Raw genomic sequence first — 24471 nt, forward strand, 5'->3', positions numbered from 1 at the left:
AGATGCGATCGCTACCTGAGCTTGCTTGCTAACCCCTGATAAATAACATCTAACCACACGGGAATCACAGGTTTACCTTCATCCAGAGATGCGATCGCTCGTTTCCTGTCAAATTCTACCAAAGAAAGGGAATCATCCTGAGATAACAACAACATAAACCGCTTCCCCTGACCAGAAATAAACAACTCCGGTTCTTGTTCCTTCAGTTGTTTGAGAATAAAACAAGCAATATCAAAACTGATACCCGTAGACAGCCAATATACCATAGCTGCCAACTCCACCAAATTAGACCTTGAATAATAAATACTGCGTCCCGTACCCGTATCACTAATTACAGGTACAACAATCCCCTTCTCTCGCCAATACTGAATCTGGCGAAGGGTACAACCTGTCAATTGAGCCGCGTCCTTACTTGTGAAAAAAGTTTCTTGCATAAAAAACTATTTTACAGAAAGCGGCTATAATACAAATATGGTTTTATTAGACAAAGTTGTTTAAAAGGTATGAGCCAAATTACCATTCAGTGTCGTTTAGTAGCCAGTGAAACTACCCGTCAACAGCTATGGCAATTGATGGCAGAGAAAAACACGCCACTGATTAACGAACTACTGAGTCAAATTGGTAAACACCCAGAATTTGAAACATGGCGACAAAAAGGTAAACACCCCACAGGTATAGTCAAAGAACTGTGTGAACCGTTGAAGACTGATCCGCGCTTCATCGGGCAACCTGCAAGGTTTTACACCAGTGCCACAGCATCAGTAAACTATATTTATAAATCCTGGTTTGCCTTAATGAAGCGTTATCAATCCCAACTGGATGGTAAATTGCGCTGGTTAGAAATGCTCAATAGTGATGCTGAATTAGTAGAACAAAGTGGAGTTTCATTAGATACTCTTCGTGCTACATCTGCTCAAATATTGGCTCAATTTGCACCACAAGAAACCAACGAAGATACACCCACCAAAAGTAAAAAGTCCAAAAAACGGAAAAAATCTGAAAATATAGATAGTGAAAGAAATTTATCAAAATACTTATTTGATACCTACAAAAATACAGAAGATAATATAACTCGTTGTGCTATTAGTTATTTACTTAAAAATGGCTGTAAAATTAACGATAAAGAAGAAAAATCCGAAAAATTTGCTCAACGTCGCCGTAAATTAGAAATCCAAATTCAACGCCTCACAGAAAATTTAGCAGCTAGAATACCCAAAGGACGGGATTTAACTGATACACAATGGATAGAAAATCTGATCACTGCTACTCAGACTGTTCCTGAAGACGAAACAGAGGCGAAATTATGGCAAAACTATCTTTTAAGAAAATCCAGTCAAGTACCTTTTCCAGTAGCTTACGAAACCAACGAAGATTTAGTTTGGTTTAAAAATCAATTCGGGCGTATTTGTGTAAAATTTAGTGGTTTAAGTGAGCATACATTTCAAATTTATTGTGATTCTCGCCAACTCCCCTGGTTTCAACGTTTCTTAGAAGATCAGCAAATTAATTAAGAAAAATAGTAAAAATCAACATTCTAGTGCCTTATTTACCCTGCGAAGTGGTCGTATTTCTTGGCAAGAAGGAGAAGGAGGCAATGGAGAACCCTGGAATATTCACCATTTAATCCTTTATTGTTGTGTAGATACTCGTTTATGGACACAGGAAGGAACAAATTTAGTCAGGGAAGAAAAAGCAGAAGAAATTGCCAAAACTATCACCCAAACTAAAGCTAAAGGTGAACTAAATGATAAACAACAGGCACATATTAAACGCAAAAATTCCTCTCTATCCAGAATTAATAACCCCTTCCCTCGTCCAAGTCAACCTTTATATAAAGGTCAATCTCATATTTTAGTCGGTGTCAGCTTGGGTTTAGAAAACCCTGCCACTGTTGCAGTTTTAGATGGAACTACAGGCCAAGTTTTGACATATCGCAATATCAAACAACTACTTGGTGATAACTACAAACTACTCAACAGACAGCGACAACAAAAACACCTATTATCCCACCAACGCCATATTGCTCAAAGGATGTCAGCACCAAATCAATTTGGAGATTCAGAGTTAGGAGAGTATATAGATAGATTACTGGCAAAAGAAATTATTGCGATCGCACAAACTTATAAAGCTGGCAGTATTGTCCTACCAAAATTAGGTGATATGCGAGAACAAGTCCAGAGTGAGATTAAAGCCAAAGCTGAAGAAAAATCAGATTTAGTAGAAGTCCAACAAAAATATGCCAAACAATACCGAACCAGTGTTCATCAATGGAGTTACGGCAGATTGATTGCAAATATTCAAAGTCAGGCCAATAAAGCAGGAATCGCTATAGAGGAGGGAAAACAACCAATTCAAGCGAGTCCATTAGAGAAAGCCAAAGAATTAGCGATAAACGCCTATCACTCCCGAAAAGCCTGATCTGATTGACAAAACACCGAACCTTGATAATAGAATAGTAATTAACAATAGCGCCGCAGTTCATGTTGTTGATCAACCTCTGAACTGAGATAAATGTGGGTTAGTTTGACTGTTGTGAGACAGTCTTGCTTTCTGACCCTGGTAGCTGCCCACCTTGATGCTGCTGTTCCCAGTGAACAGGAATAAGGTGCGCCCCCAGTAATAGAGGTGCGGGTTTACCGCAGTGGTGGCTACTGAATCACCTCCGAGCAAGGAGGAATCCACCTTAATTATTTATTTTTGGCGAACCATAAGCGAGGTCAAAAACCCTGGGGTTCTGCCAAAAGTCCAAATCCCTTGTCTAGTCTGTATTTCAGATTTTGCGATGCTTCGATAATTCTCCCTTGAGAGGGAAATTAAGAACAGATTTCGGACATTCGCCAAAATTACTTTTGGAAGTGTCTTCAGATAAGGGTTTGGTCGGGCGGAGTTTCAACACCCCTCCCGGAGTGGGCGGGTTGAAAGAAAAAATGTCCCCAGCAATTAAGTGAACTGCTGGAGAGCCACAGTTTCAACACCCCTCCCGGAGTGGGGCGGGTTGAAAGACGTTCGTACAATAATTATGAAAAAAGTTTTAGGTGGGTTGAAAGATCGGAAGGTCGTCGGTTTAATTGGGACGGAGCTTATAATAGTAAAAAAACTATTGACTGTGAGAGACAATAATTTGTCAACGGGGACAGTAATTTGGCAATACGGACAATAATTTGTCAACGCGGACAAATAATTTGGCAAGTGACAAATATGTGTTTATTTAAATAAAAAAGCCAGCAGTCAGGATTGAACTGACGACCTTCCGATTACAAGTCGGATGCACTACCGCTGTGCTATGCTGGCGTGTTGGAGCTTTTGAATTGCCCACCGATTTATAATAATAGCATAAATAAATTATTTGTCTAGTAGTTTTCCGAAAAAATTTTTTTCCCTGGTTTTTTACCTGAGTTAACTGTCAAGTCTATCCAAAATCCAAAATCCCATAACTGCTGATGTATCACCAAGCTAACTACAATCCAGTAGATTCAGGTAACAATAATTTGGTAGAGTTTTAAGACTGTATTCCTGTTGACGCGGCTGAGTGAAGACACAGAAAACATCACCATAATATACAAATCATCAGCATGGCAGCATTGATCGGACGAGATTTATTAGGTTTGGCGGATCTGAGTTCCCCAGAACTGCAAGAACTTCTAGAAATGGCAGCTTTACTCAAGTCACAAAAGCTAACGTTACATTGTAACAAGGTTTTGGGTTTGTTATTCTCCAAGGCTTCCACCCGCACCAGGGTTAGTTTTACTGTGGCAATGTATCAACTGGGTGGCCAGGTTATTGACCTGAACCCTAATGTTACCCAAGTGAGTCGGGGTGAACCTGTACAGGATACCGCTAGGGTATTGGATCGTTATTTGGATATCCTCGCTATTAGAACTTTTGCCCAGCAGGAGTTGGAAATTTTTGCTAATTATGCCAAAATTCCGGTAATTAATGCTCTGACAGATTTAGAGCATCCTTGTCAGATTTTAGCTGATTTATTAACTATTCAAGAATGTTTTGGCTCTCTGGCAGGTTTAACTCTGACCTATGTGGGGGATGGTAATAATGTGGCTAATTCTCTCATGTTGGGTTGTGCTTTGATGGGAATGAATGTGAGAGTAGCTTTTCCTTCAGGATATGCCCCAGATGCGGAAATTGTAGAAAAAGCTAGGGCGATCGCTGATCATAAAACTGAAGTTATTCTCACCCATGATGCAGCTGCAGCAGCTAAAGGCGCACAGGTTCTTTATACTGATGTTTGGGCAAGTATGGGACAAGAATCGGAAGCTGATAACCGTCTTCCTATCTTCCAACCTTATCAAATTTCCCAACAATTATTAAGTTTTGCCGATCCCGCAGCAATTGTTTTACACTGTCTACCAGCCCATCGTGGTGAAGAAATTACCGATGAAGTTATCGAAGGTTCTCAATCAAAAGTTTGGGATCAGGCAGAAAATAGATTACACGCCCAAAAAGCTTTACTTGCTAGTATTTTAGGGGCAAAGTGAAAGAATGGTGATTGGTGATAGTTGATAGTTGATAGTTGATAGTTGATAGTTGATAGTTGACAGTTGACAGTTGACAGTTGACAGTTGATAGTTGACAGTTGATAGTTAAGAGTTTTTTACCAATTACCAATTACCAATTACCAATCACCAATCACCAATCACCAATTTAAGGAAAAAATTGATAAATATAACTCTATTTCACTAAAATTACTGGTTAATAGTCGCAAGTGCTGAAGAAAGATATTGATTTATTCTTGAGAAATATTTAAATCAATCTTGTTAAGGGAAGATTTTTGTAGTACAAATGCTCTAGGGACATTTGTAATTACTTCCCGATAAAACAATGGAAAAACTAACAGCAGTCCAACAAGAATTGTATGAATGGTTGGTAGAATATATCCGTATTAATCAGTATTCGCCATCTATTCGCCAGATGATGCAAGCGATGAATCTCAAGTCACCTGCACCTATTCAAAGTCGTTTGGAACATTTACGCAATAAGGGATACATTGACTGGAATGAAGGGAAAGCGCGAACAATTAGAATTTTGCGGCCGACTAAGCAAGGTGTACCCATTTTAGGAACTATAGCTGCTGGTGGTTTAATTGAACCTTTTACCGATGCGGTGGAACATGAATATTTAGACTTGGCTAATTTATCTCTACCTCCCCGCAGCTATGCTTTGCGGGTAACGGGTGATAGCATGATTGAAGATTTAATTGCTGATGGTGATGTGGTGTTTTTGCGTCCCGTACTCGAACCCAATCAGTTAAAAAATGGTACGATTGTTGCCGCTAGGGTGGAAGGATACGGTACAACTTTAAAACGTTTTTATCTGGAAGAAGATACTGTCACTCTCAAACCTGCAAACCCAAAATATCAACCTATCGAAGTACCCGCTATGCAAGTACAGGTACAGGGTTCTTTGGTTGGTGTGTGGAGAAATTATAATTAGGGACTGGTGACTGGTGACTGGTGACTGGTGACTGGGAAAAATATTAATTCTTCTTCCTGAACTCCCAAACTACTGAACTACTGAACTACTGAACTACTGAACTCCTTATGTACCTCACGCGATCGCCAATACAGAAACAAAAACCTCCTGCTTTCTCTCTCAAGTTGCCTTTTGTCAGGGAAAATCAGGGTAGTTATCATGTTCAGTCGTCTTTACCAGGATGTCCAAAAATGCCTGTATCTTTGCAAATGCGGGGATATCAGCGTCAAGCTATTACTAGCTGGTTTGCTAATAATGGTCGAGGGACTTTGAAAATGGCTACTGGTAGTGGGAAAACGATTACTGCTTTGGCGATCGCCTGTGAATTATACCAACAAATAGGTTTACAAGTCTTGTTGGTGGTGTGTCCTTACCGTCATTTGGTTAGTCAATGGGGTAGAGAATGTGAGAAATTTAACTTACAACCGATTTTGGCTTTCGAGAATTTACGCACTTGGCAAAGTCAACTTTCAACGCAATTATATAATCTGCGTTCCGGTTCTCAAAATTTCGTCACTGTCATCACCACTAACTCGACTTTAATTAGTGAGGGGTTGCAATCTCAACTTAAATATTTTACACCTAAAACTTTAATTATTGGTGATGAAGCGCATAATTTAGGCGCACCCAGGTTAGAAGAAAGTTTACCTCGGAATATCGGTTTACGTCTCGCTTTGTCTGCTACCCCAGAAAGATATTTTGATGATGGAGGTACGGAGTCTTTATTTGATTATTTTGGTTCTGTTTTACAACCGGAGTTTAGTTTGCAGAATGCCATAAATCAAGGTGCTTTAGTTCATTATCTATATTATCCTCTTCTAGTGGAATTAACGGAAATTGAAAGTATTAATTATTTGAAGTTGACTAAAAGAATAGGGCGATCGCTACAATATAGAGAACGAGAAGAAGGGGGTATCGACGATTTTGAAAATATTGAAGATATTAAATCCTTATTAATAAAACGTTCTAGGTTAGTAGGTGCAGCAGAAAATAAATTAGTAACTTTGAAAGAATTAATGTTAAATCGTCTGGATACCAGCCATACTTTATTTTATTGTAGCGATGGTTCACAGGAAAGCGGACACCGTTCATCTTTGCGTCAGTTGAAGGAAGTAGCGAGAATTTTAGGAGGAGAGTTAGGTTACAAAGTCAGCACCTACACCGCACATACTTCTTTACAAGAACGGGAAATTTTAAGAGAACAATTTGAAAGCGGAGAATTACAAGGTTTAGTTGCTATTCGTTGTTTAGATGAAGGTGTGGATATTCCCGCTATTCAAACTGCGGTGATTTTATCAAGTTCTGGGAATCCCCGTCAATTTATCCAGCGTCGTGGTAGGGTTTTACGTCCCCATCCTGGTAAGGATAGAGCGACGATTTTTGATATGATTGTTTTACCTCCTGATTTGGATCGAGAAGCGATAGAGGTGGAACGCAATTTGTTAAGAAAAGAGTTAAGAAGGTTTGTGGAATTTGCGGATTTAGCGGATAATGCAGGAGAAGCAAGGATGAAATTATTAGATTTGCAAAAGCGTTACGGGTTATTGGATATTTAGGTGAATTGAGTTAATCCCAAATAAAGCCAAAAACCTCATAAATAAAGAGTTTCAGGGTAATAAAAAAGGAACAAGGTGCATTTAGTCTGGGTAGAGTCATGACTAAATTGCCTCATACTTCTTTAACTTCTATCTCGTATTTCTACGGGAATAGTTACTTGTCCTTTGGATGTGATTTTCATATTTTTATTGTCAGGTAAGAATTTTCTTACTTTTAGTATTACATATTTCCGAATCATCGGCAATAAATTATGATTGATTCGTAAATAAATGGTTAGTCAACAGATTGAATCAAAAAATAGTCAAAAAAGTATTAGAAAGTCAAGAGGAGGAAAAAGTAAAAGCAAAAAAGTCAGAAGTCGAGGATTGAAAAAGTGAGGCGACCTTGTGTTATTGAAAATAATGATTGAATGAATTAATATTTCTGCTAATTATATTAGCTATTTCTAAAGCAGCATCACCATTACCATAAAGAGATTTCCATTCTGATGGTTGAATAAAATTAGATATTGCTTGTGTTACTTCTTCTGGTGTTACCAGTTGATTCCATCCAGATTCTACAGTTTCTTTCCATTCGGTTTCACTTCGCAAAGTATAACAAGGACGTTGTAAAATATATGCTTCTTTTTGAATACCACCTGAATCAGTAACTACCCCTTTAGAAGCAGTTTGTAAAACTAACATATCCAAATAACTCACAGGAGGAATTGCTTGAATAGAAGGGTGATTTAAGTAATTATTCAAGCTCATTTTTTCAATACAACTGAGTGTACGCGGATGTACAGGAAAAACTACTGGATAATCTAAATTGATAAAACTCTCCAGAATAGCATGCAACCGTACAAAGTCATCCGTATTGCTGGGACGATGAATTGTTGCTAGGTAAAATTTTCCTTCTTGCAAGTTATATCTACTTAAAATATCAGAGGTTTTTTGGGCTTTTTCCTGATATTTTAAAACAGAATCCATCATCACATCTCCAACCAAGTGTACACCTTGATTAATACCTTCTTGTTGTAAGCAATTAACCGCTAAAGGTGTGGGAGCAAATAATAATTGAGATAGATGATCTGTCACAATACGATTAATTTCTTCTGGCATTTGACGGTTATAACTTCTTAATCCTGCCTCTATATGGGCAATGGGAATATGTAATTTTGCTGCTACTAATGCTCCTGCTATGGTGGAATTTGTATCACCATAAACACATACATACTGTGGTTTTTCAGCAATTAATAGTTCTTCGATTTTTTCCATCATTCTTCCTGTCATTGCCCCATGTTGGAGACTATGAATATTCAAATGATATTTTGGTGTAGGTAATTCTAAATCTTGGAAAAAAACATCAGACATTTTTGGATCAAAATGCTGTCCTGTATGAATGATTATTTCATTAATTCCCGCATTTTTGAAAGCGTTACTGACAACAGATGCTTTAATAAATTGTGGTCTTGCACCGAGAATAGTAGCAATTTTCATGTTCAATGTAACTCCTTTAAATTTCAATTTCACTTGACTAATATATTCTTACTATTAAACTTAATAGTTATCAGTATGCCAGTTGTCTAAGTCCTACTTTTTAAAAACATGAATTATTGTTTTCTCCTATGAAAAAGTTAGTTTCAAGAGGTGTTTTTATTAACCAATCAATAAACTCCGCTTTATAATCTTCAGTTTTTCTGATGAGGAAGAAAATCGAGAATGCCAATGAAGGTAATACATTGGATAAGGAACGAGCGATTTTTTTAGGAAAAGGATAAAATTGGGAACCTGAGAATTTTTCTATATGTGTAAACCTACCAGCAATATTTTTGTAAAAACTAATTGTATCATTTTTATAAAATACTCTTACATGAGCAGAAATTAATTTTGCAGAGGTCGGATGAACTCCAAAAAATCCCAGAAGACGATTATGAAATGAAAGTACATTTAGCACACCCAAATATAAATAACCACCAATTCGTAGAGTTCTAAAAATTTCGTGATTGATCCAAAATATTTCCTTAGTATGCTCTAAAACTTGGTTAGCTATAATAAGATCTATAGATTCATCATTAAAAGGAAGTGATTGATTCTCTATATTCACTGAGATAGGATTAATTCCCATTTGTATTAATTTTTCAAAATTCCAACTCCCATAATCTATACCAATACATTGTGCGTTTGCATGATGCTGTTGAACTATTAACAAATCTTCTCCACTACCACATCCTAAATCTACACATTTTGATATATCTATTCTTTTAATATGTTCTTGTAAAATATGTCTCCCATAGGTTTCATTATGATCAACAATTGTTAGTCTGCTTGCAGTACCAGGTGTAATATTTCTTAGCATAGATCCCTCCTCAATATATTTTTGCTATGTGTAGTGAGAAATTCTACTACTACTTAGTATACACATAAGTAGTTAAAAGTAACTAATAATTTCTAAAAAACTATCTGTAAATTACTTTGATTCATTCCTTAATTGCTTCTGCAAATCATAATTCTCAATTGCTTGAATAATTTTGTCTGTGACTAATTGCCATGAAAAATGTTTTTCGGCATATTCACGTGCTATAATACCCATCTGAGATAATTTTTCTCGGTTGGATATCATTTCTATTGCTTTTGCGGCTAAATCTTGAGAATTACCGGGTTGATGTAATACTAAAAACTTACTCGGTTCTAATTCTTTAATTCCTCTAATATCTGAAGCTAATATTGCTCTACCAGCAGCAGCATAAGCGTAAAGTTTAATTGGAGAATAACCAATCTCATCTAAACCTTGTTTTGGCAATAAGGCTATATCAAAACAGTTAATATAATCGTTAGATTGTTGGTAGGGAACTACTCCCATAAATTTAATATATTCTAAATTTCCATAAGTTTCTTTTAAATAGTTCAGTTGTCTTCCTCCTCCTATTAATAATAAACAAGTTTCTGGATATTTATCATAAATTTTAGACATGGCATTAATGGCAACTTCTACACCTTGCCAAGGTTCAAGATCACCAATAAATCCTAAGTAAAAACATTCTGGATTTAAGTTGAGTTTATTAAGTATTTCTTGTCGGTTTTTAGGCTGAAATAAGTTAATATCTGTGCCATTACCAGCGACGAATATTTTTTGACGATCTATACCATTTTCTATCAGTTTTTCTTTAATATTAGGAACTACTGTTCTTACTAATGTTGCTAATTTAGCATCTCTAATCTGTAGATACTTAATGACAATTTGTTGCCAATCAGAAACTCCCATCATGGTAAGTTCATCAACAAACCAACCATTATGTTCGCTGACAATTTTTTTAAATCCTCTCAATTTTAAGGCTAATAACACAAAGCATGATAATAAATTACTTCGCAAATATACCCAATCATAATCATTAGGATTTTGTTGTAATACTGTAAATATTTGTAATAAGCTATTAATACTAGTTTTACTGATGGGAAGTAATTTACTTAATTTATTACTAGAGAAAGTGACTTTATCAAAATATTTGGCAGTTATTTGCTGATCAATTGCTTGGTTATTGGTGCTAGGAATAATGGCATCTAAAATATGTCCAGCACGGCGAAATTCTTGAGAAATAGATGTAAAATGTACTGTACCACCATTAGAATGAGATAAGTTGAGTGTGGAAATAATAAGAATTTTCATAAATTATGATATGTTATTTGGATGAATTTAGAGAACTTTAACATTAAAAACTTTTACCCAACGGCTAAAGTTAATTACGCGCCAAATAATGGGATTAAATAACCGTTTACCTGCAATTATATCTGCAAATATTTGGTTAATTAGTTGGGGATGTAACCAGATTTCAAGGGTGGTAATAGCTTCTTGAAGTTCTGACTGGAAGGTATTATACAATGTTTCGCGCATCCAAAGATATTCGGGAGTAACAAAACCCATTTTATCTTTTCTGTTTCTGACAGAATCGGGAATTATGCCTGTCATAGCGGATCTTAACACTGTTTTAGTTTCACCATTTTTAATTTTTAGACTGTCATCTAATCCATAGACAAATTCTACTATACGATAGTCTAAAAAAGGTACTCTTGCTTCAATTGAATGTGCCATTGAGTTGCGATCTTCCCAATGTAGTAACATGGGTAAGCTGGTATTTGTTAGTTGTAAGGCTGATAAATTTTGAATTGGTGTATCTGTTTGATGTAATTGATCTAATATTTTAAAAGGATCGTGAGGGTTAATGTCTAGCGATCGCATTTTATCTGAATTAATCCAAAAGGGAAAGTTGGTTGCTGATGGATAGCCTAAAATTTGTCTAATTACTTGACGGATGGTTTGAGGTAAAATAGATTCTACACTTTTGAGAAACTTAGTAGAACCTTGATAACGATAAGAAAATAGGATTTCTTTTGATAAGTTTATTAACTGCTTTTTTTGTAACAGATATTTAAACAAAGCCCCATAAAACCCATGATAACCTGCAAAATATTCATCTGATCCTTGTCCATCTAACATAACTTTTACTCCTGATGTATGGGCTTGTTGAAAAACACACCATTGGGCAAATATGCTAGTAGAACAAAATGGTTCATCTTGATGCCAGGTAATTTTATCAAGTAAATTGAATAGTTCCAATGGGTCAGGAAATATGTAATGGGGTTGAATATTTGTGCTTTCTACAACTGAATTAATATAGGGACGTTCATCACATTGGGGAATGTCAAAACAAGCGGAGAAAGTTTGAAAAGGATAGGATGTATTTTGTTTTTTGCGAATTTGATCAGCTAAACAAACTATAGAGGAAGAGTCTAGTCCACCGGAAAGACATGAACCGATAGTTACATCTGCTTGTAATCTTAATTTAACTGCATCTGTTAATAATTCTCTTACTGTATTTTTTCCTTGATCAAGAGGTAATTCTATAGAATGTTGGGGTAATTTATACCAGGATTTTACTTTTATCTTGCCAAAGTTATCATCATTTTGATCTAAAGAAAGTGTAAGATATTCGCCTCCGCGCAGTTGCCAAACTGATTGAAATAGGGTTTCTTGGGTATGATCAAATACTCCATAGGCAAGAAAATCATAGACTTTTTGGGGGTTGATTTCTGCTTGCCATTGGGGTAAGGTTGTAAATTGTTTAATTTCGGAGGCAAAGGCAATTAATTGATTCGGTTTTTGATAGATATATAAAGGTTTAATACCAAAGCGATCTCGTACTGCCCAAAGTAATTTTTTCCTGTCATCCCACAGCAAAAAAGCAAACATTCCATTAAAGCGGTTTACACAATCAAAACCCCACGTCTGGTAAGCAGCAATAATGATTTCTGTATCACAATGACTCTGAAAAGAGAAACCATGATTTGTTAATTCTGCTGCTAATTCTAGGTAATTATAAATTTCACCATTGAATACTAACCAGATTTTTCTATCTTGACTAGCCATTGGTTGATGTCCGGCTGCTGATAGGTCTAAAATAGCAAGGCGACGATGGCCTAAAGCTAAACCAAGATCATCAGCAAAGTAAAAACCGCTATCATCTGGTCCGCGATGGCTGGTAATATCAGTAAATGATTTGAGGATATCCCTATTGATGAGTTGAAGATTTTGATTCCAAATGCCTGTAATGCCACACATTATTTTAGTAAACTCTCTATAATATTTTGAATTTTTTGACTTTCAATTTCAGCATTTAATATTTTTGCTGCTGCGAGTGATGCTTGTTTTTTAGCATTAATATCTTCAGTAGAAAGATTGTTAATTACTGCTGCTAAACTTTCAGGTTGAAAATCACTAGCTACAACTCCGCATTGATAATGTTCTACTATTTTTTTCATTTCTATTGAGGGAGCAACAGCAACGCATAAGCCAGACATAATAAAATCAAATAATTTGTTAGGCATAGAATATATGTAATTAAATCCAATAGGAGGCAGTAAATAAAATCCTACATCATAATCAGATAATTTATTGCAAATTGTGTCTATAGCCACAGGTTTATGAAAAGTAACTCTGCCAGGAGCAATATCTTCAGCTAAATCTTGCAGTTTTCTAATATATTCAGATTTGCCTAGAAGCATAAAGTTTACATGAAATCTTGAATCTAAATAAGGGATCATTTCAATCATTTTTTCCATCTGCCTCTCAGGTGATGCACTACCATGATGAATTAATTTGATCTGATGAGAGTTAGCAACTTGATGATAAGGAATATACTGGTAAGGTGGAACATTAAGTACAACTTGAGAATCAATTAAGTATTTTTCTTGATATTTTTTAGCAATTCCATCACAAACAGTAGTCATCACATCTACTTGTGGTAAATATTGACAACACAAATATTCTCTAAAAGGTTGATGTAAGTATTTCCAGAACCACCTATTTTCAAACTCTAAAGGTGCATATTCATGGGCATCAAAAAAAATTTGAGATCCTGATTTTTTTGCCAGATAAATCGCCAAAGGTAAAGTTTCTAAGTCATTAGCAATAAAGATTTCAAAATTATAGCTTTCTAATTTAGAAATAACCTCTTTTACTATAGTTTGAGACCAATAAAATTGTTCATATCTATGAGCAAATAAGTATAGAAGAAACTTAATTTTAGTAAGGATATTTTTCCTTGTTTTTAGGATAACGGAGTGGACATTGCTATTATTAGACTGAGTAAGTGCAACAACTGTTACAATACCCTTAACAACAGATGCTTTTATTTGTCTAGTTACGCGAGCATCAATACTTAAATCAGAGAAAGCAAGAATACAAATATTAGGTTGCGACATTTTTATACCAAGTAGACTCAAGTAAAATATGTAAATGGAAAATGGAAGGGATTACTGCTCCTGATTGTAAATTTATACATAAAACTGCGTCATTATACAGCAGTTTATAAAGAAAGTCAAAAAAAAATTCATACTTAGCCGAAAGAATCTATTAGTCAATTACATACATCTATGATATAATTGCTGATCAACGATTATAGGTAAAATGTAAGGATGACAGAACCAACGATAAAGATCCATGATTTAGGTAAGATGTACAGATTGTACCAGAATCCAACTGACAAAGTGCTAGATGCTTTTGGCATAAATCGTTGGTTGTTCTGGCGCAAACAATATTACCAGGAATTTTGGGCTTTACGTGGTTTGAACCTAGAAGTAAAAAAAGGAGAGAGATTAGGACTAATTGGACGCAATGGTGCTGGTAAAAGCACATTACTGAAAATCATTACTGGTAATGTTGCACCCACAGAAGGTAGGGTAGAAGTTATGGGTAGAGTGCAAGCGCTAATGGAACTGGGAACTGGGTTTCATCCAGAATTTACAGGTCGTCAGAATATCCGAGCTTCTCTTGCTTATCAAGAGTTATCTCCAGCAGTGATTCAAGATTTGGAAGAAGAGATTATAGATTTTTCAGAACTAGAGGAATTTATTGATCAACCTATTAAAACTTATTCAGCAGGTATGTATGCTCGGTTAGCTTTTTCTACAGCTACATCGGTTCAGCCAGAAATTCTAATTATTGATGAAATTTTGGGAGCTGGAGATGCTTATTTTGCAGGAAAGTGTGTGGAAAGAATGAAAAAATTGACAGAACAATCAGGAGCAACAGTTTTATTCGTCAGTCATGATATATCCAGTGTTGAAATGCTTTGTGACCGATGCTTGTGGATAGAACGTGGAACAAAAAAAATGGAGGGAGAAACTGCACAAGTATCCAGAAAATACGCTCAAATGATTAGAGAGCTTACAGAACAGAGACTGCGAACTAAGAATGCTAGGTTAGCTGTTAGTTCAAATCAATCAACGATAAAATTGCGAGACAAATTACTTCAATTCATATTGCGTTTTATCTGGATAGAAGGCTTACCAATTGAAATAATTTCAGTGAAACTATCATTGCCAGAACAACAGCCATTAATTGTTAAAGTTGGTGAACCTCAAGACAATTCCTATGAATATGATAGCTTTATCTTAATTGATAAGTTTTCTAGTCTTTGGGGACAACCAATAAGAATTTCAGATGATACTCATAGTCGTCCTATTACGATTAATGCCGGCTATGGTTCAGCGATTGTGTTTAATATTGGTGGAATTTCTTCACCCAACACAGTAGAAATATCTATTAAAGGTAGAGGTTATAAGGGTTCTAAAGCAAAATTAGAAATCTTTGATGGCTACAATTATGTTTTATCAAAAGCAATAGACATTTCATCTATTGTTGATTCTTTTGATTCTGCTATTTTTGAATTGAATGAATGCGTAGACAAGCACATAATTAATAATTTCATGAAAGCTAATGATTTGGCGTATACAAACTTTAATAGTGAGAACTCACAGTACACAACTATAAATCAAGTCAAATCTCACATAGAAAAAAATGAAAATATTATAACGGATAGTTCAAAAGCAATAAATGAAAATGTTAAATATATACCACCTTTAAATTATAGCACTGATGCAGAGATATTCAAAGGAGAAGTATTACTTGAGAAAGTTTCATTGACTGATGATACAGGAGTAGAAAAAAGTTTTTTTCAGAGTTTTCAACCCTTATTGATAAATATAGAATATCTGATTTTAGCAGAATCCATAGAATCTGAGTTTGTAGTTTGTATTCATAGATATGGGATTATCGCATTACAAGCATTATCAGGAATACAAGGTGGAATAACAGCAATTTTGAAAAAAGGTGATAGAGGTCGTGTGACTTTGAGAATACCATATCTTCCTTTAGGTAAAGGAAGTTATTTAATAAGTATTGCTGTTTTCCCACCGCTTAACTATCAGTCTCAAGACACAGAGAGAACAGCTTATATTTTGCATGATCGAAAATACGAGATCGTTGTGGAACAGCCGGAAAAAATAGCTATTGATTTAGGAATGTGCAGAGCAGATGTAGAATGGATACACAATATTTATTAAAATAAGTTAAAATCATACTTTACCCTTGAAGATAATGACTTCAAATAGCAATGACAAACAATATTATGAAAATAGTGAATTGTGGGGAGACCGAGAACTAACCCTAGTTCAGTTGCAGGTATTAAATGTATTAGATTCTTTGTGCCAAGAACTTCCATCTGGATCGAGAATTCTTGATTTAGGATGTGGAGATGGAATTGTTTTAAAGCAGCTTATATCTAAATATCCATTTCTTGAAGGATATGGTGTTGACATCAGTCAAGAGGCATTAAGTTATCTAACTCCACCACTCAAAACATATCATAGTGACCTAGAATCCCTGCCTTTTCAAGATGACTTTTTTGATTTATGTTTTTCTATTGACGTTTTAGAGCATATCATACCAGACAAACTAACTACTGTGATTGGAGAAATTCACAGAGTTAGCAGGGGTGCTATTTTGTTAGTTAGTCCTTTTCTCGAATCAGATGCCGTAAGAACTATATGCCCATACTGTGGCTGTATATTTAGTCCCTATTATCACCTTACTCGATTCAACCTTAAAGTCTGGGAATCACTGCTATCCAACTATATGAGAGGTAGAAGCATGAGATTTTTACCTTTTGGTGATTCTAAACCTTATATTCCTCCAGGTGTGGGAAATCTGATGGTTGGAAGTGGTGCTTGTGTTTCTCATCAACATCAAACTATTTGTCCTCAGTGCAAAACTTCCTTTAGTCGTTCAAAACCTGCTGCCACACCCAATTTATCTCTACTTCTTAGCCCCTATGCTGCCCAAAACAGAAATTTATTTGGCTTGATCTCTGAAGAAATGGGAGTCTTGACTTTACCTATTTCAAACATGGAAGTGATGGAAAAACCACACATCTCTGATGGAATATGGGTATTTACAAAAGAAAATTGCAATTTAACACAAGAAGATTTTGTCGTTTTGAGTGTTCAATCAATTTATGAAATTGACTTTACAAATGCGAATGTTGTCCGCTCAGGAGCAGATTTATTTAGAAAAGAATCCTATGTGGTTGATAATGGCGAACTAATACTATCTCCTAATTCGGATCTCATTTGGAAACCAGATAAAAATAAGAACTTTAAATCTACCAATAACGCCACAACTTTAAGGTTTATATTCCCTCCAGAACCAAACAATCAAGTGGTCAACCTCGAACTATTTTTCACATCAAAGATAGATGGCACATTAAAAGCCATTGTTTACGCTGTTCCTCCCAATGACTCAAAAGAAATAGGATCTATTAAAGTCCGATCACATACTATTAATGCACTAATGCCTATTATCTTGTATCCAGATGATAAATTTATCACTCCTTTTGGAATTATAGTTGATTTGATTTGGATGCCGAAGATACCATCAAATACGAGTAATTATAATGTTGACTTACAACTTCATAAAATTATTGATTCTCAGTTATGCTCTCAATTCACTGCAATGAAATACAAAGATGTTGTAAATATTATACCATCTACTACGAAACGAGATAATAAAAAATATCATTTGAAAATTTCTCAAAAAACATTGGATAAAGTAAACAAAGTTTGGTATGTTGAACAAGGTAAAATATTTGACTTATGCTCAGGATTGTACCGTAACAACACAGAAGATGATTGTTCAAGTATTATCTTACCAATTCTTGATAATGTATACCCAGAGGATATCATTAATAATGTTGAAGATAATTCAGCACAAACAGAATCTAATTTAGGTTTTGGTTACTATCATGGTATATCTGTTTATGATGCAATTACTCAAAAACTTGGTAATCTTAAACTAAAATAGATATTAAAGTATATAATTTTGGTTATGCAAGTAAACTAGGGATATATCTTAATTATATCCATAAAGATGCGTTTTATTGTTAACCATTATTATCAAATTAATCAGCAATCAATATTAAATTAATAGGTATGAAACTAAAATTACTTCGTATCGTTGGTGCTAGACCTCAATTTATGCAAGCAAAACCATTGACACAAGAATTGAAAAAACGAGGACATCAGGAAATCTTACTTCATACAGGACAACATTATGATGATCGGATGAGTCAGCAGTTCTTTAGAGACCTCAATCTTTCTAAAGCTGATATTAATTTAGGAGTGGGTTCTGCAAATCACGGAGAACAAACAGCTTCAATGATTCAGGGAATTGAAAAGCATTTACTAGAAAATAAATATGATGCTGTAGTAGTAGATGGAGATACAAACTCAACTTTAGCAGGAGCATTAGCAGCTTCTAAGCTTCATGTTCCTGTTGTTCATGTGGAGGCAGGAATGCGCTCTTTTGACAAAAAAATGCCAGAAGAAATTAATCGTGTTTTAACCGATCATGTAAGTAAATTATTGTTTTGTCCTAGTTCTGTTAGTCAAAACAATCTTGCACAAGAAAATATTGTTAAGGGAGTTTATCTTTCAGGAGATTTATTGGCTCAATGCTTTTATAAATTCCAGAAAGAGGCATTAGCAAGAGTTGAACAAAATTTACAACAATATAATTTAAAACAAAATGAATATGTTTTGCTCACTCTTCATCGAGCCGAAAATGTTGATAATCAAAAAAGGTTATATGATTATCTCAAAGTGATAGCTACTTCTCCGTGGACAGTTGTATTTCCTGTACATCCACGAACATATAAAAAATTGGTTGAGTTTAATTTAGAACACATAATTCAACAAAAACCTTTTCAGTTAATCCCTCCTGTTGGTTATCTTGATATGTTAGCTTTAGAAAGTTCTGCTATCAAGATTTTAACAGATTCAGGAGGCGTACAAAGAGAAGCTTTTTATTGGCATAAACAAGGAGTTATTTTACGAGACAATACTGAATGGACAGAAATTGTGGATAGTGGATGGGCTTCACTGTATTTACCAGGAAATGATTCGTGTGATTTATGGAAAATTTGTGATGCGAACTTATTAACTGATCAACAATTTTATGGTTCAACAGATGTTGCTCAAAAAATAGTTGATATTATGGAGGCAAATTTGTTATGAAAATTTTACACTGTCCGCAAAATATTGGGGGAATGGCAGGTGTTATAGCAACAAAACAATCAGAGCTAGGACATCAAGCTTATTCTTATAGCTTTGCCAATAATGTGTATAATTTCCAATCAGATTTTAGTTTGGAAAATTATTATTCCCCAATTGAAAGATTACAAAAGACCATCTCTTTTATTAAAGATTTTGATATTTTTCAGTTTTATTTTGGCGAAAGTTTACTAGGTTCTAGTTTAGCTGATGTTCCTTGGTTATCTCGTTTAGGTAAAAAAATATTTTTCTATTTTTGTGGTTGTGATATCCGAGATGAAAAAGCGACCATTATGAAATATCCTATTTCAGCTTGCGCTAATTGTTTCCCTAAACTTTGTAGTAAAAATCGTCAGGTTGCTTATGAAATTTCTAGGGATTACGGTATTGTTAACTTTGTTTCTACACCTGATTTACTCGAATTTGTGGAACGGTCAATTCTACTTCCTCAAGTAGTAGATTTTGAGATTATTGATCAAATTTTAGTAGAGACAAAAAGCATTGAAAAAACAAAGAATAATTCTTTAATTATTGCTCATGCACCAAGCAATCGCAAAATAAAAGGAACTGACTTTATTTTGAAATGTATTGATAACTTAAAAAATAAAGGGTTGAATATTGAGTTAAAACTTATAGAAAATGTTCCTCATAAAGAAGCATTAAAAATATATAAAAGTGCTGATATAGCTATAGACCAATTGTTAGTTGGTGCTTATGGATTACTTTCTGCTGAAATGATGGCGTTAGGTGTACCAACAATAGTATATCTAAGAGAGAATTTACTAGATAAATATCCTGAAGAACCACCACTTATCAACGCAAATCCCGATAACTTAGAAGAAGTTTTAATGGATATATATGATAATCGAGACAAATTAGAGTATTATAGTAATTCAGGTATAAATTACGCCCGTAGTTTTCATCACCCTTCTAAAATAGCAATTCAGTGTTTGGAGTATTACGAAAATGTGGACTAATAAAATTCCCTCCCAAGGTAAAAGAGTATTAATGTTAACCCCCGATGTAATGATAGATCGGCGTATATTAATTGAAGCTGAAACTTTAATAGATGAAGGATATGAAGTTTATTTATTAGCAGGATGGGATGGAAAAAGTGAAGATTTATTTGAAGTTGAAGGAAGAGTAAAAGTTGAAAGAATCAAATATGAAGGAATAGATCAACGACTTACTGTTTTGTACAAGAGTCAAAATTACTTAATTAGTTCACTCAATCAAATTTCTAGTGGAGTAGATGTAACTGCAAGCAAAATATGTTTAGCTTTGAACAGTATTTATGGCTTATTAACTCAACTACTCTCCAAATTAATTTATATTCTTATTTTTAAACCTGTGTTATTGTTTATTAACATAACTCTTAAAACTAAAAACTTTTTCATTACATCTATAGCAAAAACCATTAATTTGTCTGTTCAATTTACAGTAAAAATGTATCCTATTTTTAGTGATTTGAATGGATATGAATACCTTTTTTTCAAAAAAGGATTATTTTATCGTCCTGATATTATTCATGTCCATGACTTACCTATGTTGAAAGCAGGAGTTGAGATCAAAATAGCTTTGAATGTTCCTTTGATTTATGATATGCACGAATTTTACTCTGAACAAGATTGTTTAACTCCATTACAGCAGAAAAATTTAAGAAAAACAGAATCTATAAATATTAAATATACCGATGCTCGTATTACAGTTAACCCAATGTTGGCAGATGAAATATCGAAAAGTTATAACAATATAAGTATAGAAGTAATACAAAATGCAATGATAATTAATTCAGATTTTCATAATCATCAATATGATAGATTTAGACAAGAATACTCAATTTCAAAAGAGGATATCATATTACTTTATCAAGGTTGGATTAGTCCTGCAAGAAATCTTCAGAACTTAGTCAAAGGATTAGCACAGGTAGATAAACCCATTAAATTAGTTATGATGGGATATGGTGATTTTAAGGAAGACTTAAAAAAAATAGCTGAGAGTTTAAATATCAAACAGAAAGTTATTTTTGTTCCTACAAAAAATCAAGCTGAGTTACTGTCTTATACAGCATCAGCAGACATAGGAATTATTCCTTACCCATTTAAACTTGATCCCAATACTAAATATGCTTCTCCTAATAAACTATATGAATTTATTGTGTCTAGGTTGCCTATCATTTGTAATAATCTTCCCTTTGTGAAAAGTATTATAGAAACTAATGGGTTTGGGATAGCATTTGATATGGATACACCTGAAAGTTTTGCTGAAGCTTTAAATAATTTCCCTTTTGATAAGCTAGAATATTTTAAGACAAATTTATCAGAAAAAGGACATAATTTTTTATGGGAAGCTGAAGCACTAAAGCTATTAGAAATTTACAGAAATATATCCAAATAGACATTTTCTGCACTAATTCTGGCGTATAATCTGATTATCTTTGCACTTAACCTTCATTTCCTCAAAAGCAGTCATGGTGAAGGTTAGATGGTTTTCGGAGATGTCTAATATTTGTACTTGTTCTACTATATTAGTGGCTAATCTGTTTGTATATCCTTTATTCCAACTGTTTCACGCTGCTATTGATGAAAATTGTTTACCCTTAATTTCTGTCAATTTACTTTCTCTACATAAAATCTACTCAAGAGTCGATATTTGTTTTCTTAGATATCATTAAAGCATTGGCTGATTCTTTTATCAAAAAATTCTTGTTGCCATAATTCTAAACATAACAATCCCCAAATCTTACGCCCAAACTTCCATTCCTTCTCTAAACCTGCTAATACTTTTTTATTATCAATTAAATCACGATTCAAGGCCTTTTGAGAAGAAAAAGTATCAAAGATAAAGTCCCTAATATCTTCCTTCATCCATTGTACTAAAGGTACAGGAAAACCCATTTTATCTTGACGGTTTGTAATCACATCAGGCAAACAATAACTCATGGAATCTTTCAATATCCGTTTCATTGTTCCATTAGTAAACTTAATATTAGCCGGAATAGTAGCAGCCAATTCAATCAAAGGATGATCTAAAAATGGAACTCTGGATTCTAAACCATGAGCCATACTCACTCTATCTTCTATTTGCAATAAAGCAGGTAATAAGGTTTTGAAATCAAAGTGAGTCATACTATCAAAATAACATTCTTGTCCTACATTTTCCGACAAGAAAACCTTTTTAAAAGACTCAAAAGGATGATATCCCTTCAATGCTTCCCAGTTAATTTCATCACCCAAAGAAGGCGCACGATTAATTAAGCGGAAATAACGATGTTGTAAATCTTCAAATAAACCTTCTTGCCAAAATTGTTTGAGCATAGGTTTATAATTTTTTAAAGCAGTTAAGTTAGGAATAATAGATTCATAGGTAACAATAAACTTTCCTGAGTTCATTGTTCCTTCAATCGCACCTTTAATACATTGTTCAAAATAAGCCACTAAATAGCGAGTATAACCGCCAAATATTTCATCTGCACCCTGTCCACCTAACACAACTTTACGATGGTTACTAGCCATTTTAGAAACCATATATTGAGGAAATGAACCGGGTCCAGCTACAGGGTAATCTAAATGATAAATAACCTGACGAATATTCTCGATAAAATCTGTAGATTTAATATCTAATTCATGTAAATCAAAACCACTCCATTCGGCTAATGCTCTAGCATATCTACTTTCATCGTAATCTTCACTTACCGAAAATTTACCTGTGAATCCTAAAAATTTACTTTCAGAGTTTTGATGAGCTAAAGCAGCAATAATACTAGAATCTAAACCTCCACTAACATAAGCTCCCAGTGGTACATCACTTCTTAAATGTAATTCCACTGATTCTGATAAAAGATGTCTGATTTGATCTTCAAAATATTTAGCTGTATGATCAAAATCTATATTGTAATAAACTTCCCAATAGCGGCGAATATTAACAATTCCATTATTTACTTGTAAAAGGTGTCCTGGTAACAGTTCATTTATACCTTTAAATAATGTTTTACCTTCCAAACAAAATTGAAAAGTTAAATAATCTTTGAATCCTTCTAAATCTATTTCTAAATTTTTGATAAAAGGTAATAGGGCTTTGGCTTCTGATGCAAAATATAATACTTTATCAACTATTGTATAGTAAAATGGTTTAATACCAAAACGATCTCTGGCTGCAAATAAAACTTGATTTGATTCATCCCAAATAGCAAAGGAAAACATTCCTCTGAGGTGGTTTACACAATCATTTCCCCATTGACGGTAAGCGTGTAAAATTACTTCAGTGTCTGAATTAGTAAGAAAGTTTTTAACTCCTAATTCCTGTCTTAATTCTAAATAATTATAAATTTCACCATTGTAAGTAATCCAATTACCAACGTTATCTCTCATTGGTTGACTACCAGTATTCAAGTCTATAATACTCAAACGACGATGAGCAAAACCAATGTGTTGATCAGGATGGGGCCAAATACCTTCGCCATCTGGACCCCTATGGCTTTGTAATTCATTCATTAATGCTAATCTGCGATTAAGATTAGGAATTGAATCATAATCAAGATTAATAACTCCCGCTACACCACACATAAAAAACCTTTTTTAACTTTTTAATTTTTTAAACTTAGCAAGATATTCCCACAATTCATGTATGAATTAAACATGATCACTAAACAGTTTTTTCATTTTACTAAAAAACCAAAAACCCACAATAAACATAAATAATGACATACTGACTAAAGGAATTAAAATCCTTCCTGGAGGTAACTGATTAAGCATTAATACTGATTGATAAGAAATGATGATGTAGTAAAGAGGATTAAGAGCTAAAAAGGGTCGCATTGCTGCTGGTACCATCGCTTCTGTATAAGCAATAGGACTGAGCATCATTAAAATTAAAGTCATTACAGCAACTAGATTTTGTATATCTCTGAGGTAAACATTTAAACTAGATAAAATCCAAATTAAACCTAGAGAAAAGGATAACTGACAAATCCAAACTATGATAAAAAATGGAGAAAATATGGAAAGTTTACCCAGTATTAACAATACTATTAATAATACGCCCATTCCTACCACTTGAGTTGCTTGACCAACAAATACTGCTTTTACAGGAACTAACTCAATGGGAAACAAAGTATTTTTGATCAGATTAGAACTGGCAACTACTGAACTTACACCATAACTTAAACCTTCAGAAAAACCCAAGAAAGGTATTAAACCACAAAAAATCAAGGCTATATATTCATTAGAACCTAATGTGGGAAACCTAACTTTAAAAATGTAGATGTAAACAATGGCATAAGTTCCTAAAAATAATAAAGGATATACTAATAACCATAACAGTCCTAAAACAGAACCTGCATGACGAGTTTTGATTTCATTAATAGTTGTTTGATACAACATAGAACGATGCCGCCATAAAGTATAAAATGGGGGCAGAATTATCTCAAAATATAGTAGATAGAAAGAATGTATTAACCTTTTGAGAAAGCTTACATAAAAAATCTTTTTGAGCATATTTTACCAAT

General features: G+C 34.2%; 16 protein-coding genes, 1 tRNA gene and 1 pseudogene. 9 read left to right on the plus strand and 9 right to left on the minus strand.

Annotated features, from left to right (window positions below; all coding sequences use genetic code 11):
• Window positions 1-11: 11 nt before the first annotated feature.
• Window positions 12-434, minus strand: coding sequence for a MerR family transcriptional regulator (locus H6F47_RS03525; protein WP_190647696.1), 423 nt, complete (start codon window positions 432-434; stop codon window positions 12-14).
• A gap of 69 nt (window positions 435-503) precedes the next feature.
• Here H6F47_RS03525 and cas12k point away from each other — a divergent pair.
• Window positions 504-2418 (plus strand): annotated as a pseudogene (gene cas12k, locus H6F47_RS03530) (type V CRISPR-associated protein Cas12k).
• 801 nt (window positions 2419-3219) lie between these two features.
• Here cas12k and H6F47_RS03535 read toward each other — a convergent pair.
• Window positions 3220-3291 (minus strand) — tRNA-Thr (locus H6F47_RS03535).
• Between the two features lie 281 nt (window positions 3292-3572).
• Between H6F47_RS03535 and argF the strand changes: the two genes are divergently transcribed.
• The 3 genes from argF (at window position 3573) to H6F47_RS03550 (ending at window position 7043) form a co-directional block, all read left to right on the plus strand.
• A complete protein-coding gene (argF, locus tag H6F47_RS03540; protein ID WP_096567943.1) occupies window positions 3573-4493 on the plus strand; it encodes an ornithine carbamoyltransferase in 921 nt (306 codons plus the stop codon).
• Between the two features lie 343 nt (window positions 4494-4836).
• The gene (gene lexA, locus H6F47_RS03545; RefSeq protein WP_096567941.1) at window positions 4837-5448 is read left to right on the plus strand and encodes a transcriptional repressor LexA; all 612 of its coding nucleotides are present in this window, start codon (window positions 4837-4839) and stop codon (window positions 5446-5448) included.
• Window positions 5449-5555: 107 nt separating this feature from the next.
• The gene (locus H6F47_RS03550; RefSeq protein WP_096567939.1) at window positions 5556-7043 is read left to right on the plus strand and encodes a DNA phosphorothioation system restriction enzyme; all 1488 of its coding nucleotides are present in this window, start codon (window positions 5556-5558) and stop codon (window positions 7041-7043) included.
• Window positions 7044-7433: 390 nt separating this feature from the next.
• On the opposite strand, the gene wecB (H6F47_RS03555) is transcribed toward H6F47_RS03550, so the two are convergent.
• The 5 genes from wecB (H6F47_RS03555) to H6F47_RS03575 all read right to left on the minus strand — a co-directional run bounded on the left by wecB (H6F47_RS03555) (window position 7434) and on the right by H6F47_RS03575 (window position 13781).
• Entirely contained in the window at window positions 7434-8522 is a 1089-nt protein-coding gene (gene wecB, locus H6F47_RS03555; RefSeq protein WP_190647698.1) for a UDP-N-acetylglucosamine 2-epimerase (non-hydrolyzing), read from the minus strand.
• Window positions 8523-8622: 100 nt separating this feature from the next.
• Complete coding sequence (locus H6F47_RS03560; RefSeq protein WP_199291048.1) at window positions 8623-9381, minus strand: class I SAM-dependent methyltransferase; 759 nt, start codon at window positions 9379-9381, stop codon at window positions 8623-8625.
• Window positions 9382-9492: 111 nt separating this feature from the next.
• Window positions 9493-10689: a glycosyltransferase family 4 protein gene (locus H6F47_RS03565; RefSeq protein WP_190647701.1), complete on the minus strand. Its 1197-nt coding sequence runs from the start codon at window positions 10687-10689 to the stop codon at window positions 9493-9495.
• Between the two features lie 27 nt (window positions 10690-10716).
• Window positions 10717-12639: an asparagine synthase (glutamine-hydrolyzing) gene (gene asnB / locus H6F47_RS03570; protein WP_190647702.1), complete on the minus strand. Its 1923-nt coding sequence runs from the start codon at window positions 12637-12639 to the stop codon at window positions 10717-10719.
• Complete coding sequence (locus H6F47_RS03575; protein ID WP_190647704.1) at window positions 12639-13781, minus strand: hypothetical protein; 1143 nt, start codon at window positions 13779-13781, stop codon at window positions 12639-12641. Before H6F47_RS03575 ends, asnB (H6F47_RS03570) begins: the two co-directional genes overlap by 1 nt.
• Window positions 13782-13994: 213 nt before the next feature.
• On the opposite strand from H6F47_RS03575, the gene H6F47_RS03580 reads away from it, so the two are divergent.
• From H6F47_RS03580 to H6F47_RS03600, 5 genes are all read left to right on the plus strand, one after another.
• Window positions 13995-15923, plus strand: a complete 1929-nt coding sequence (locus tag H6F47_RS03580; RefSeq protein ID WP_190647706.1) for an ABC transporter ATP-binding protein — start codon at window positions 13995-13997, stop codon at window positions 15921-15923.
• Between the two features lie 34 nt (window positions 15924-15957).
• A complete protein-coding gene (locus H6F47_RS03585; protein WP_190647708.1) occupies window positions 15958-17718 on the plus strand; it encodes a class I SAM-dependent methyltransferase in 1761 nt (586 codons plus the stop codon).
• 128 nt (window positions 17719-17846) lie between these two features.
• On the plus strand, window positions 17847-18929 hold the full coding sequence (gene wecB / locus H6F47_RS03590) for a UDP-N-acetylglucosamine 2-epimerase (non-hydrolyzing) (RefSeq protein WP_190647711.1): 1083 nt from the start codon (window positions 17847-17849) through the stop codon (window positions 18927-18929).
• The gene (locus tag H6F47_RS03595) at window positions 18926-19942 is read left to right on the plus strand and encodes a glycosyltransferase (protein ID WP_190647713.1); all 1017 of its coding nucleotides are present in this window, start codon (window positions 18926-18928) and stop codon (window positions 19940-19942) included. The genes wecB (H6F47_RS03590) and H6F47_RS03595 overlap by 4 nt, the downstream gene beginning before the upstream one ends.
• A complete protein-coding gene (locus H6F47_RS03600) occupies window positions 19932-21362 on the plus strand; it encodes a glycosyltransferase (protein ID WP_190647715.1) in 1431 nt (476 codons plus the stop codon). The genes H6F47_RS03595 and H6F47_RS03600 overlap by 11 nt, the downstream gene beginning before the upstream one ends.
• A 263-nt stretch (window positions 21363-21625) precedes the next feature.
• On the opposite strand, the gene asnB (H6F47_RS03605) is transcribed toward H6F47_RS03600, so the two are convergent.
• Both asnB (H6F47_RS03605) and H6F47_RS03610 read right to left on the minus strand, forming a co-directional pair.
• The gene (gene asnB / locus H6F47_RS03605) at window positions 21626-23530 is read right to left on the minus strand and encodes an asparagine synthase (glutamine-hydrolyzing) (protein ID WP_190647717.1); all 1905 of its coding nucleotides are present in this window, start codon (window positions 23528-23530) and stop codon (window positions 21626-21628) included.
• Between the two features lie 66 nt (window positions 23531-23596).
• A complete protein-coding gene (locus H6F47_RS03610) occupies window positions 23597-24346 on the minus strand; it encodes an ABC transporter permease (protein WP_242027325.1) in 750 nt (249 codons plus the stop codon).
• Window positions 24347-24471: the final 125 nt, after the last annotated feature.

This window comes from Sphaerospermopsis sp. FACHB-1094 (assembly GCF_014696195.1).
Lineage (GTDB): Bacteria > Cyanobacteriota > Cyanobacteriia > Cyanobacteriales > Nostocaceae > Sphaerospermopsis > Sphaerospermopsis kisseleviana.

What these genes read in the sequence shown, in the direction of transcription:
- wecB (WP_190647711.1), top strand. Translation starts at nt 17,847, where the DNA reads ATGAAACTAAAATTACTTCGTATCGTTGGTGCTAGACCTCAATTTATG.
- H6F47_RS03600 (WP_190647715.1), top strand. Translation starts at nt 19,932, where the DNA reads ATGTGGACTAATAAAATTCCCTCCCAAGGTAAAAGAGTATTAATGTTA.
- wecB (WP_190647698.1), bottom strand. Translation starts at nt 8,522, where the DNA reads ATGAAAATTGCTACTATTCTCGGTGCAAGACCACAATTTATTAAAGCA.
- H6F47_RS03580 (WP_190647706.1), top strand. Translation starts at nt 13,995, where the DNA reads ATGACAGAACCAACGATAAAGATCCATGATTTAGGTAAGATGTACAGA.
- H6F47_RS03560 (WP_199291048.1), bottom strand. Translation starts at nt 9,381, where the DNA reads ATGCTAAGAAATATTACACCTGGTACTGCAAGCAGACTAACAATTGTT.
- asnB (WP_190647702.1), bottom strand. Translation starts at nt 12,639, where the DNA reads ATGTGTGGCATTACAGGCATTTGGAATCAAAATCTTCAACTCATCAAT.
- lexA (WP_096567941.1), top strand. Translation starts at nt 4,837, where the DNA reads ATGGAAAAACTAACAGCAGTCCAACAAGAATTGTATGAATGGTTGGTA.
- argF (WP_096567943.1), top strand. Translation starts at nt 3,573, where the DNA reads ATGGCAGCATTGATCGGACGAGATTTATTAGGTTTGGCGGATCTGAGT.
- H6F47_RS03575 (WP_190647704.1), bottom strand. Translation starts at nt 13,781, where the DNA reads ATGTCGCAACCTAATATTTGTATTCTTGCTTTCTCTGATTTAAGTATT.
- H6F47_RS03565 (WP_190647701.1), bottom strand. Translation starts at nt 10,689, where the DNA reads ATGAAAATTCTTATTATTTCCACACTCAACTTATCTCATTCTAATGGT.
- asnB (WP_190647717.1), bottom strand. Translation starts at nt 23,530, where the DNA reads ATGTGTGGTGTAGCGGGAGTTATTAATCTTGATTATGATTCAATTCCT.
- H6F47_RS03550 (WP_096567939.1), top strand. Translation starts at nt 5,556, where the DNA reads ATGTACCTCACGCGATCGCCAATACAGAAACAAAAACCTCCTGCTTTC.
- H6F47_RS03595 (WP_190647713.1), top strand. Translation starts at nt 18,926, where the DNA reads ATGAAAATTTTACACTGTCCGCAAAATATTGGGGGAATGGCAGGTGTT.
- H6F47_RS03610 (WP_242027325.1), bottom strand. Translation starts at nt 24,346, where the DNA reads ATGTTGTATCAAACAACTATTAATGAAATCAAAACTCGTCATGCAGGT.
- H6F47_RS03525 (WP_190647696.1), bottom strand. Translation starts at nt 434, where the DNA reads ATGCAAGAAACTTTTTTCACAAGTAAGGACGCGGCTCAATTGACAGGT.
- H6F47_RS03585 (WP_190647708.1), top strand. Translation starts at nt 15,958, where the DNA reads ATGACTTCAAATAGCAATGACAAACAATATTATGAAAATAGTGAATTG.